Genomic DNA, 12,422 nt, shown 5'->3' with positions numbered 1-12,422 from the left:
GGAGTGAATGCTATGAAAATTTTGTTAGCAACTATCTATCCACTCCCCGGAGGAGGGGGGATTTGGTCCTTTGTATCGAATCTTCGTGAAAAACTGGAATTGAGGGGACATGAAGTCGATATCCTATGCACGAATACAGAGAATACCAAAATCCATATTTTAGATAAGGGAATTGAAGTGATGTTTCCGCTTGACCAGTCAGAGATTCAGCAACGGCTGCAGAAAGAGAAGCCAGACTATGCTCTTGGTTCCTTTATGTATTTCTGGGAAAGTCAACGGCATCAATTCGAGGCAAGTGCCAAGGGCCTCTTATTGGAGAAGTATGATGTCATCCATGCTCAGGATATTACAGCAGCCGTTGCACTGGGCAAAATTAAACCTACTTCCCTCCCGCTGGTTACCAGTGTCAATGGGTACCTTTCAGGCGAGATATTCTATTTGTGGAAATCCCGTTATCTCTATAAAACGGATGAACAGCTTTGGAAAACCCCTGAATTACACTATTGCCAGGAGCTTGAGCGCCATGGATGCATGGAGAGCGACAAGCTGCATGCTGCCTCGAACTGGCTTACCACCCTTCTACAGGATAAGTATGGAGTCCTGCCTGGGAAAATTCATACCTTTCCATATGGAATTGATTTTGAAAAGATGGAGAAAAAAAGCCTTGAAGAACGAATGAAAAAACCTGGAGCTAAGAAAGTCATCCTTTGTATGGGAAGGCTCGTGTACCTTAAAGGGGTCCATGATCTTATTGATGCTTTATATCTATTATCCAAGGAAAGAAAGGACTGGGAATGCTGGATCCTTGGAGAAGGCGATATGGAGGCGGTCCTTAAGGAAAGGTGCCGGAGGAAGGGGCTGAACGGAAGGGTTAAATTCTTGGGCTTTCTCAAAAATGTGATGCCGGCCCTGCAGCAAGCGGATATTCTCGTTCACCCGAGTCTTCAGGAAACCCTTCCGCATACAGTCATTGAGGGGCAGATTGCCGGAATTCCAGTCATTGTGAGTGATGCAGCTTCGATGCCGGAGATGGTAAAGGATGGTGAAACAGGTCTTGTTTTCCCTCGTGGAGACAGCCGGGCGCTTTCTCAGCAGATCTCAAGGCTCCTGAAAGATCCAGGCAAAAGAGAGGAATTAAGGGAAAATGCACTGAAGTGGGGTACGCAATATTGGGATTCCGGCAGGATGGTTGACAACATGGAGGCGTTTTATTCTGCTGCCATCGATGAGAAGAAAGGCGGTTAATCCTCTTTACCGACAAACGTTATTGTTCTGTTCCGGGCTGCTTTCCGGTTTGGAATGAGGTCTTTGGATACCTGCAAGTGACGAACTGATTTACATTGATGGATGCCTCATCGCAAATTAACAAGTTTTACATGAGGCATCTTTTCCCGAAACAGTTTAATGTTCGGGAAAAGTAGATTATAATAGAAGTTTATGAGCTTTATTTTAGATACGAAAGAAAGCATCAGGAGGTACGACGTATGAAAACAATCGGCCGAAATGAACCGTGTGAATGCGGAAGCGGCAAAAAATACAAGAAATGCTGCGGAAATAACTCCGCTGTCAATATTAATGAATTGGTTCTTGGGGAACTTGAGATTCTGCAGGCACAGGCGTATGACTTCATTGCCGTACATAATAGTGAAGAACTTGAGAATGATTACCACCGTTATTTCTCTGATATGAAGATGATGAATAAAGACCAGGAAATTTATGAAATGGCTTTCCTGAGCTGGTACGGTGTGACGAAAAAGCTTGAGGACGGGCTGTCATTGATGGAACGGTTTGTAGAAAAGCAAAGAAAGGCCGTGACCAGGCCGCAGACGCTTGAAAGCTTGGAAAAATGGAGTAAGCCCAGACTGGCAGCAGGTATCGTCACCTCGGCCAAGGGTTCTGAATTGATTATTGAGGATACCGTGGAAGGGGAGACATTCGATGTGAAGGGAGCAAATCCTGAGATTGTCGAGGGGTGCTTCTTTATTGGGATTCTGCTGCAAAACGGCACCAGCTATCTTCCGTTTGCTCAGTATTTTGTCTATCCTGGGATTGCAGGGACTTGCAAAGATGCCATGGTTGAAAAAATGAGAAATGCTGATAAAGATTCTGTGGAAGAGTATCTCACTTCGGATTATCTCTATTTGGCGGATCACTGCTTCTATCTGTTCACAGGAAGTGGAGAGGCTGTTCAAGAAAAGGCAGAGGATAATGCTTCGGAAGAGAAGCCGGCGGAAGGGAATCCTGCCTATACAGAGGCAGTCGATTCGATGAGAGCTTTCTTGATGGAACAGAGAGAGGCCCGGACAAACATCGAAAAAGCTGCAAAATTGCTTGCCCAGTATTTCGAAAGTGAATCTCCGAAAATCCGAAACCCGCAAATCTATTCAGCTTCCATCATTGAGGTCATCAAAGGAGATACTGACCTGAAAAAAGACTATCTCCAAAAAGATCTGGCGGAAGCATTTGGCGTATCCGCCAACAGTATCTCTAGACGTTCAAAGGAAATGAAAAAGATTCTATTGGCTGTTGTTTGATTCTTTAGACAGCACGAAAAAGCAGATGATTCCGGAATTGGGCCGGGGTCATCTTTTTTTAGGCTCTTCTCGTAAACGTTGTTGCTATTTAATAATAATTCCGAAAGATAGTGGAGGAATGAACCGGGAAAACCCCTGTTTAGCAAGAGAGAAAAGAGCTTCTCCCTTCGTTCAGAGCGAAAAACGTAGTATGCAGGGGAAAAATCAGACTTTTGATTTTTTTCCGGAAGCAACTATATAGCCTTTTTTTATGTTTAGATGCCGTGCTTCAGTGGAGCTGCGGGCTTTTTGCAAGACCAAAATCATTACTTATTCCCCAAAAAAATAAAGGCAAAAGATGTTAAAGTTGGTAATGTATACAATAATACTGTAAATTCCTGGTTTGAATCTTTCTGGTTTGGGCTACTTATTAGTGGAACAATGTGATAGGAAACATGGGGGAGGAAATGAGGATGAAACAAAAAAGCTGGGTATGCATCTTAGTGGTCATCTTACTGTCCATAACGGCAGCTGGATGTTCCCAGGGTGAGAAGGCGTCTAAAGCTGAAGGAGCCGGCGGTTCAGGGCCAACGGAAGAAACGAAGGAAGAAAAAGCGGATAACGAAGATAAGAACATACCGGAAGCAGCTTTATACAATGTTGAAGAAATTGTAAAAGAAAAAGGAAAGTACGATCCGGAAAAATTGGGCAAGGATGAACAATCCATGAAAGAGCTCCTGGATGAAATAGAAAAAGCACCTGATAATCTGACAGGAGAAGAGGCTTATTCACTGGTGGTCTCCCTGGTTGCAGCGGATATTGAAAAGGAAGCTGAAGGATTTGAGAAGGTGGATCCGATCATAACGATTGATTCCTCCACTCCTGAAGATGAGATTGAAATTCCTGAACAGGAGAAGGTGAACGTGGCCATCCTGCTGGACGCTAGCGGCAGTATGGCAGGCGAAGTCAGCGGCGGACAAAAAATGAAACTTGCCAAGAAAGCAATACAGAATTATGCACAGGATCTGCCGGAAGGGGCGAACATCATGCTCCGTGTTTATGGACATAAAGGTACCGGTTCGGATGATGACAAGGAAATGTCCTGCAAGAGTAACGAGGTTGTCTATGATTTAGGTTCCTACGATCAAGAAGGCTTCGCCCAATCGCTTGAACAATTCGATCCAGCCGGATGGACACCATTAGCCGGGGCAATAGAAGCGGCCAGGAACGACCTGGAAGATCAAAAAGGCGAGAACACCAAAAATGTGATTTATGTGGTAAGTGACGGTGTGGAAACATGTGACGGAGACCCTGTATCGGCAGCGAAATCGCTGAATGAATCCGAGATTCAGGCTGAGGTGAACATCATTGGATTTGATGTTGACAACGAGGGACAGGTGAAACTGAAAGAAGTCGCAGAAGCAGGCGGCGGACAATATAAATCCGTCTACTCAGAAAGCGAATTGAATGATTATCTGAAAGAGGAATACAGCCGGCTGTACTGGGAATGGCTGGCTTGGGGCAACGACCGCTATTTCGATATCCTCGGACAAAGCAATGATATCTATTTTGACATGCTTGGCTATGGCAATGATATTTACTTCAAATCACTCGGAGCTAAAAATGTCATGAGCAGTCTGAGATATGATTTAAAAGAGATGAACAAATTCAAGGATGAAGAAGCGGAAGAGAGATACAAGGAATTGATCACCATACGGCATGAATCCGTAGATGAATATTTTGATCAGGAAGAAGAAAGGAAGAATAAAATCCGCGAAGACATGAAAGAAAAGCTCCAGAATAAAGTAAAAGAACTGAAAGAAAAGAACACGGATAAGTATTCATCCTGATGTTCTGGCAGCTCCCAAGACACTTTCAACAAGAAGGTGTCTTTTTTTATCCTTTTTTTTACAGTAAAAATATTCAAGTAACACACCGATAAAAAGGAAGTAAGTTTTTTACCATATGGAAGAAAGAAGGATTGCTTTATGAATACAGTAGAACAACTAAAAGAAAATGATGTGAAGAAGAAGAACCTCCTGATGTTTGTTGCCTTTCTGATTTCTTTACTGGCAGCAGGGGGTTCAGCATCTGTTTCAGGGGAGATTGAAAAAGCACTCTTCTATTTATCAGAGATGACAGCGTTTGTTCTACTCTTTATTGGTTTTCAATTTATTTTTAAAAAATATCGGTTATTCCCTTTGGTGAGTATTGTTACCATTCAATTCTTTACTTTATCTGCTCTGTTCATTTTAGAGCCATCGGTTGATTTTATCCCTATTTTATTTGTTCTGGGTTTGATTTCCGCTTTGCATTTTAATCGGATGGTATTTGGGATCGGATATTTTCTCGGGTTTGTCATATTGGCCGTCAACTTTTTTTTGATGGAGAAAATCGAGTTACTGGAATCATTGATCTCAACGGCTGTTCTTGCTTATGTGCTATGCGGCGTCATTTTGGGGGTTATGATCTATCTTAGTACTAAACAGGATCAAACGCTTCAGGAAATGATGTTCTCGGCTGAGAAAGAGGTGGAACAGCAGAGATTGCTGAGGGAGAAACTTGAAGAGAAAGTCAGCGGAATTGTTGGAGATGTATTTGCGGTAAATCAGCAGGTACAGACCAATCTTGCCGCTCAGGAAGAAATGAAAACCGCCATAGGCGAGGTGGCCGCAGGGAGCCAGGTGCAGTCTGAGCAAATTACAGAAATTACGGGTAACACCCTTAGTACAAAGAATTCAATGGACCATTTATATTCTGTTTCCACGGAATTGAGAGAAGAAACGGATAAGGCGGAGCAGCATATCTCGGAAAGTGAAGGAAAGACCTGTGAGCTGGACAAGGATATTCATCAACTTGCTGCTTTGGTGAACGATTTGAACCAAACCTTCTCACTACTGACAGAAACCATCAAAGAGACGAATACCTTCACTGGCAAGATAAAGGAAATTACCGATCAAACCAACCTCTTGGCACTGAATGCATCCATTGAAGCAGCAAGGGCTGGAGAAGCGGGGAAGGGATTTGCGGTGGTTGCTGACGAAATCCGGAAGCTTGCGGAAATGAGCAGCAGAACGACTGACCGCATCAATGATAATTTAATGAAGTTAAATAAAAACAATGATGAGGCTCTGCTGAAGGTTCAAACGAGCAATGAATTCATCGATAGAGGTCTTGAATCGACCGCACAGGTGACGGCATCATTCAATCTGGCTTCTGAAGTCTTCTTGAAACTCCAAGGGCATGTAGAAACATTGCTGAAGTTAGCCGAAGAAGTCAGCAGAAAATCTGATAATACACAAGGCTCGACGGCTGAATTAGCCTCTATCATTGAAGAGTCCTCGGCGAGCCTGGAAGAAATGAGTGCTACCGTTGAAAGCTTAACAAATGTTAACCATTCTATCGCAGAATTAATGGGAGAAACCGCCATTAAGGCTGAATCGATAGTAAATGACTGATTGAAGATGGCATTCCTGCTAATAGGAATGCCATCTTCTTTAATGCTTTAAAGCGGCGGGGGACAGTCCCCGGTTGCTTTAAAGCGCTAAAGGGGACTGTCCCTCTTCGTGCGTTAATACGGTGAAGTGTACAGAGCTGGCTTCAATTGTCAGTTGTTGTCACTCTATCGCGATAGTGGTAATATTAATAGGGAATATTGCGTTTTTTATAAAAAGGATTTTGCGGGTTTATAGAGAATTTTTACTAGTGACGGTTTATCTGATTTTGAAGCGGACTTATCCGCATGAATATACTTGCTAACCAATGAGCAGCTGCGGGTCAGTGCAGCTTTTTCACAAGACGCTATTTGAAGACTCTGCTGCTGCTCAATATGAATATTAAGACATATCGCCATCATTCACCTGAATACCCAGGTAAGCAAGAACGAAAAGAGCTGTTCTCCTTTTCAGAGAGCCCCCCCTTGAACATAGAGGGGATCCGGTTCTTATGATTTTTTTCGAAAACAGCTATCTTTACCAAAACAGCCTTTTCCATTACATTTCCACTAGAAGGAGCGCTCATACATGATTGGAATTTTAAATAAAGTGTTCGACCCCAATAAACGCGAGCTGAAGAAACTGGAGAAATATGCAGATCAGATCGAGGCTCTGGGCCAAGATATGGCTAAGCTTTCCGATGACGGTATCCGCAAGAAAACGGAAGAGTTCAAGAAGCGTTATCAGGATGGTGAATCCCTCGACGATTTGCTTGTCGAAGCTTTTGCGGTTGTCCGTGAAGGGGCCAAGCGTGTTCTTGGGCTTTACCCTTACCGCGTCCAGCTCATGGGTGGTGCATCCCTTCATGAGGGAAATATCTCCGAGATGAAAACGGGTGAAGGTAAAACCCTTACTTCCACAATGCCGGTATACCTGAACGCCATTACCGGAAAAGGCGTCCATGTTGTAACAGTCAATGAATACCTTGCCAGCCGTGATGCTGAGGAAATGGGCCAGCTTTACAACTTCCTTGGACTGACTGTCGGCCTCAACTTGAATTCATTGACAAAAGAAGAAAAGCGCGAAGCATACGCAGCTGACATCACGTACAGCACGAATAACGAACTAGGCTTTGACTATCTGCGTGATAATATGGTGCTTTATAAGAATCAAATGGTTCAACGTCCTCTTCATTTCGCCGTTATTGATGAAGTTGACTCAATCCTGATTGATGAAGCCCGTACTCCGCTGATCATTTCCGGCCAGGCACAGAAATCGACTCAGCTTTATATGCAGGCCAATGCAGTCGTCCGCATGCTGAGCAAAGAGACGGATTTCACCTATGATGAAAAAACCAAAGGCGTGCAGCTGACAGAAGAAGGTATTACGAAGGTAGAGAAAGCCTTCAATATCGAAAACCTGTTTGACCTGTCTCACGTGACATTGAATCATCATATCCTTCAGGCTTTGAAAGCACATGTCAGCATGCATAATGATGTTGACTATGTGGTCCAGGACGGGGAAATCGTGATTGTCGACTCCTTCACAGGGCGTTTGATGAAAGGGCGCCGTTACAGCGACGGACTTCACCAGGCGATCGAGGCGAAGGAAGGCGTAGAAATCCAAAACGAAAGTATGACAATGGCAACCATCACATTCCAGAACTACTTCCGTATGTATGAGAAGCTGTCCGGTATGACAGGTACAGCGAAGACGGAGGAAGAGGAATTCCGCAACATCTATAATATGAACGTAGTCGTAATTCCAACGAATAAGCCGATTGCCCGTGATGACCGTCCGGATTTGATCTATGCATCCATGGAAGGGAAGTTCCGTGCAGTCGTAGAAGAGATTGCTGAACGGTATCAGAAAGGCCAGCCGGTGCTGGTAGGTACGGTTGCCGTTGAAACATCTGAATTAATTTCCAGGCTGTTAACAAAAAAAGGTGTCCGCCACAACGTATTGAACGCGAAAAATCATGAGCGTGAAGCGGAAATCATTTTAGAAGCAGGTCAGAAAGGCTCCGTGACCATTGCCACAAACATGGCCGGCCGTGGTACAGATATCAAGCTTGGCGAAGGTGTCCTTGACCTTGGCGGGTTAGCGGTCATCGGTACAGAACGGCATGAATCACGGCGTATCGATAACCAGCTGCGTGGACGTTCCGGACGTCAAGGGGATCCGGGTGTGACTCAGTTCTACCTTTCAATGGAAGATGAATTGATGCGCCGCTTCGGTTCTGACAACATGAAAGCGATGATGGAGCGCCTTGGGATGGCAGATGATCAGCCGATTCAAAGCAAGATGGTCAGCCGCGCAGTTGAATCTGCACAGAAACGTGTTGAGGGGAATAACTTTGATGCCCGTAAGCAGCTTCTATCCTATGATGATGTTCTTCGCCAACAGCGTGAAATCATTTACAAACAGCGCTTCGAAGTGCTTGATTCCGAGAACCTTCGCGAGATAGTCGAAACAATGATCAAGTCAGTCATCACCCGTGCCATTGAAGCACATGCACCGATCATTGAAGAAGAAGAGAAGTGGAACCTTCAAGGAATCGTCGATTATGTCAATGCAACTCTTCTTCAGGAAGGTGACCTGACTGTTGAAGATCTCCAAAAGAAAGAACCTGAAGAGATGGTCAACCTGATCTTTGCAAAGGTTCAAGATAGATATAACGAAAAAGAAGAAGAGCTGACTGCCGAACAAATGCGCGAATTCGAAAAGGTTGTCCTTCTTCGTGCGGTTGATACAAAATGGATCGATCATATCGATGCGATGGACCACCTGCGCCAGGGTATCCACCTACGTGCCTATGGCCAGACAGATCCATTGCGCGAGTATCAGCATGAAGGGTTTGCCATGTTTGAAAACATGGTCGTGGCAATCGAGGAAGATGCTGCCCGCTATGTGATGAAAGCAGAAATCCGCAACAATCTTCAGCGTCAGGAAGTCGCGAAAGGGCAGGCTGTCAATCCAAAAGAAGACGGCGGCGCCAAAGCTAAAAAGAAACAGCCCTTGCGCAAAGCGGAGAATATCGGAAGAAACGATGCCTGCCCTTGCGGAAGCGGCCAGAAATATAAAAACTGTCATGGTAAAGTAGAGTAATTAGATAAAAGGTTTTTATTGAAGAGCAGGTGATTTTGTACTCTGTTCAATTGGGGCGGATCCGCTCACGCAACGTAAATCACGGCACCCTCTTCAAAAGTTCTCAATAAACTACCTGATTTCTCTTGTCGGAAGAGGTGTCAGGTAGTTTTTCTGCGGGTACAGTTTTATAGAAACTTTGCGATTCAGGTTCAATAAACGGTATAATAAAACTTATGCTTACAAATTAAACAGAGGTGAATTTGATGGAACTTTTTGAAGTGAAATCACAATTAGAAAATACAGCCAAGAAACTGGCGGACTTCAGGGGGTCTCTTTGACCTCGAAAATAAAGAAGCCAGAATAGCTGAACTTGATGAAGTCATGGTTGAACCGGAATTCTGGAATGACCAGCAGAAGGCTCAGGGAATCATCAATGAAGCAAATGGCCTGAAAGATCTGGTCAATCAATATAAAGACATGCAGGAAATGCAGGAAAACCTGGAAGTGACGCTTGAGCTTGTCAAAGAAGAGGACGATGCCGAACTCCAGGAAGAACTTGTGGAAGAAACAAAAGAGTTAAACAAACGTTTGAATGACTACGAACTGCAGCTGCTGCTTAGCGAAGAACATGATAAGAACAATGCCATCCTGGAACTTCACCCGGGTGCAGGCGGAACCGAGTCACAGGACTGGGGATCCATGCTTTTGCGTATGTACCAGCGCTGGGCGGAGAAAAAAGGCTTTAAGGTGGAAACGCTGGATTATCTTCCAGGTGATGAAGCAGGGATTAAAAGTGTCACCCTGTTGATCAAAGGCCATAATGCTTACGGATATTTGAAAGCCGAAAAAGGTGTCCACCGCCTGGTAAGGATTTCTCCATTCGATTCATCGGGGCGCCGCCATACCTCTTTCGTATCATGCGAAGTGATGCCGGAATTCAATGAAGAAATTGAAATCGAAATCCGTACAGAGGACCTTAAGATTGATACGTACCGTGCAAGCGGTGCCGGCGGCCAGCATATCAATACGACTGACTCTGCCGTCCGTATCACGCATCAGCCGACAGGTGTGGTTGTTACCTGTCAATCAGAGCGTTCCCAGATTAAGAACCGGGATCAGGCCATGAAAATGCTGAAAGCCAAACTGTATCAAAAGAGGATCGAAGAACAGGAGCAGGAGCTGGCTGAAATCCGTGGGGAACAAAAAGAGATCGGCTGGGGCAGCCAAATCCGTTCCTACGTATTCCATCCATATTCCATGGTGAAAGACCATCGGACAAACACAGAGATGGGGAACGTGCAGGCTGTCATGGACGGAGATATCGGCAGCTTCATCAACGCTTACCTTCGTTCACGCATCAACTAAAAAGAACCCTATACCATTTCAACACCTTCCTTATTATAAGGGAGGTGGTTTTTTTATGATGAGAAGTTATTATATCGGATGCTTTAACACATCACCGCGGCGGGGGACAGTCCCCTGCTGTGGTACCGCATTAACACGTTAAAGTACCAATATTTACAGCTTCCCCCCCTCATGCTATACTCTCAAAGGCTAATCATTCAATGACAAAAGCCGACACCGGGTTATCTAAGATAGGGATGCTTTACTACTTTAAAGTAACAGGGGACTGTCCCCCAGTGCTTTAAAGGGGTAAAGTGTGCGATCAATGAAAAACCCATGGTTGGTCATACTAATATTCAACACATCAAAGGAGATTGACAGGGATGGGAAATAAGGATAGAAGACGCCGGGGGAAGCAGCAAAACCCTGGGCTGAATAAGTTTTTGGAATATTTATCTGTACTCGTTGGATCAGCAATTGTCGCAATCGCCTTCAACGTATTCTTGCTGCCGAATGAAGTGGCATCCGGCGGCGTGAGCGGCATATCCACAATCACCAAAGCAGTCTTTGACTGGAAGCCAGCTTTCGTCCAATGGGCTTTCAATGTGCCGCTGTTCATCGCCGGCCTGATTTTCCTGGGCTTTCAATTTGGATTCAAAACGGCACTCGGTACAATTTTTCTTCCTTTTGTCGTGTTTTTGACGGAAGATTGGGAACCATGGACAATGGATCCACTCCTTGGCGCTCTTTTTGGGGGGATCGGTGTAGGGCTTGGTCTCGGGATTGTTTTTAGGGGCAAAGCATCAACTGGCGGAACCGACCTGGCCGCTCAGATCATCAATAAATATTCAGGGTTGACGCTTGGAACCTGCGTGGCCATAATTGACGGCTTGATCGTATTGTCGGCTGCCCTAGTTTTCGATATTGAAAGAGGCTTATACGCTTTGATCGGTCTTTATGTAACAAGCAAAACCATCGACCTTGTTCAGGTTGGTTTCGGGCGATCGAAAATGGCGATGATCATTACCAACCGCCAGGAGGAGATTCGCGAAGGGGTACTGAATAAAATCGATCGCGGTGTGACAAAACTATCAGCATACGGCGGATATACCGACGACGAACGTCCAATTCTTATGTGTGTCGTCGATCAGCGTGAGTTCACAAGATTGAAACAACTGGTCAAAAGTATTGACCCGTCTGCATTCGTAGTGACAATGGACGCTTCCGAAGTACTCGGAGAAGGTTTTAAACGGGTGTAATCCTGGTATAATAAGGAATGAGAGGAAATGCATTATGTCTCATCCTGGGAGGAATCACAATGAAAAAGAAACTGTTAGGTATCCTGCTTGGTTCATTTCTTGTATTAGCTGCCTGCGGAAATGCTTCAGATGAAGCAAGTGACGCAAACAATCCGCAGGATGCAGCTGAAAGTGCAGCGGGAACGGAGATCAACGCTGAAAACATCGTTAATCAAAAATGCTCCAGCTGCCATGGCGGCGATCTGTCAGGCGGAATGGGGCCGGCTTTGAAAAATATCGGATCAGAATTAAGCAAAGATGATATTCTTTCTGTCATCCAAAATGGACCGGGTGCCATGCCGGCAAATATCATTGAAGGTGAAGAAGCCGAAGCTGTCGCAGAATGGCTGGCAGAAAAGAAATAAAAGAGAGTCTTCGGACTTTCTTTTTTTTAATGCGGTTGCTTTTATTTCAAATGAGGGTTAAACGAATTATTACACTCCTATATCAACTATCTTCAGTACACCTTTCGACAAAGCCATTAAAGCGCCAGCGCCCCGTTTAGGTTCGACACTAAGCTCATTTTCCTATTATTCTTCTATACTAATATGCTACTTTTCTCCCTCTATTTCCATGTTTCTACAGTTCACATAAGGAAAATTATGCTATTTTCGTTTCACTTTGATACCAAAATGTAATATAAATTATCCTTAACTTCCTAGCCAATGATGTTATAATACTTTTAGTAAGTTATTAATTCGAGTTTTTTCAACATTATATGTTGTCTCTACTACACTTAAGCT

At 44.4% G+C, this 12,422-nt stretch carries 8 protein-coding genes; all 8 read left to right on the top strand.

Annotated elements, in window-relative coordinates:
- Nucleotides 1-12 precede the first annotated feature (12 nt).
- The 8 genes from AC4E8A_RS20105 to cccB all read left to right on the top strand — a co-directional run bounded on the left by AC4E8A_RS20105 (nucleotide 13) and on the right by cccB (nucleotide 12,044).
- The gene (locus tag AC4E8A_RS20105) at nucleotides 13-1,245 is read left to right on the top strand and encodes a glycosyltransferase family 4 protein (protein WP_490195565.1); all 1,233 of its coding nucleotides are present in this window, start codon (nucleotides 13-15) and stop codon (nucleotides 1,243-1,245) included.
- A 239-nt stretch (nucleotides 1,246-1,484) separates the two neighbouring features.
- Nucleotides 1,485-2,534, top strand: a complete 1,050-nt coding sequence (locus AC4E8A_RS20100; RefSeq protein WP_490195564.1) for a YecA family protein — start codon at nucleotides 1,485-1,487, stop codon at nucleotides 2,532-2,534.
- Between the two features lie 452 nt (nucleotides 2,535-2,986).
- Nucleotides 2,987-4,363 (top strand): vWA domain-containing protein, encoded by a 1,377-nt coding sequence (locus AC4E8A_RS20095; RefSeq protein ID WP_490195563.1) that lies wholly within the window; start codon nucleotides 2,987-2,989, stop codon nucleotides 4,361-4,363.
- A gap of 138 nt (nucleotides 4,364-4,501) precedes the next feature.
- Nucleotides 4,502-5,971, top strand: a complete 1,470-nt coding sequence (locus AC4E8A_RS20090; RefSeq protein ID WP_490195562.1) for a methyl-accepting chemotaxis protein — start codon at nucleotides 4,502-4,504, stop codon at nucleotides 5,969-5,971.
- A 564-nt stretch (nucleotides 5,972-6,535) separates the two neighbouring features.
- The gene (gene secA, locus AC4E8A_RS20085) at nucleotides 6,536-9,055 is read left to right on the top strand and encodes a preprotein translocase subunit SecA (RefSeq protein WP_490195561.1); all 2,520 of its coding nucleotides are present in this window, start codon (nucleotides 6,536-6,538) and stop codon (nucleotides 9,053-9,055) included.
- 245 nt (nucleotides 9,056-9,300) lie between these two features.
- A protein-coding gene (gene prfB, locus AC4E8A_RS20080) for a peptide chain release factor 2 (RefSeq protein ID WP_490195560.1) occupies nucleotides 9,301-10,402 on the top strand; the annotation gives its coding sequence in 2 pieces (ribosomal slippage) (nucleotides 9,301-9,372 and nucleotides 9,374-10,402; 1,101 coding nt in all).
- Between the two features lie 362 nt (nucleotides 10,403-10,764).
- On the top strand, nucleotides 10,765-11,640 hold the full coding sequence (locus AC4E8A_RS20075; protein WP_490195559.1) for a YitT family protein: 876 nt from the start codon (nucleotides 10,765-10,767) through the stop codon (nucleotides 11,638-11,640).
- A gap of 59 nt (nucleotides 11,641-11,699) precedes the next feature.
- Nucleotides 11,700-12,044, top strand: a complete 345-nt coding sequence (cccB, locus tag AC4E8A_RS20070; RefSeq protein WP_490195558.1) for a cytochrome c551 — start codon at nucleotides 11,700-11,702, stop codon at nucleotides 12,042-12,044.
- Nucleotides 12,045-12,422: the final 378 nt, after the last annotated feature.

This window comes from Bacillus sp. SRL337 (assembly GCF_984799155.1).
The sequence above is the reverse complement of the archived record's forward strand: the minus strand, read 5'-3'. Positions and strand labels throughout refer to the sequence as shown.

Coding starts and splice junctions, on each gene's coding strand:
- AC4E8A_RS20105 (WP_490195565.1), top strand. CDS start 13: ATGAAAATTTTGTTAGCAACTATCTATCCACTCCCCGGAGGAGGGGGG.
- AC4E8A_RS20100 (WP_490195564.1), top strand. CDS start 1,485: ATGAAAACAATCGGCCGAAATGAACCGTGTGAATGCGGAAGCGGCAAA.
- AC4E8A_RS20095 (WP_490195563.1), top strand. CDS start 2,987: ATGAAACAAAAAAGCTGGGTATGCATCTTAGTGGTCATCTTACTGTCC.
- AC4E8A_RS20090 (WP_490195562.1), top strand. CDS start 4,502: ATGAATACAGTAGAACAACTAAAAGAAAATGATGTGAAGAAGAAGAAC.
- secA (WP_490195561.1), top strand. CDS start 6,536: ATGATTGGAATTTTAAATAAAGTGTTCGACCCCAATAAACGCGAGCTG.
- AC4E8A_RS20075 (WP_490195559.1), top strand. CDS start 10,765: ATGGGAAATAAGGATAGAAGACGCCGGGGGAAGCAGCAAAACCCTGGG.
- cccB (WP_490195558.1), top strand. CDS start 11,700: ATGAAAAAGAAACTGTTAGGTATCCTGCTTGGTTCATTTCTTGTATTA.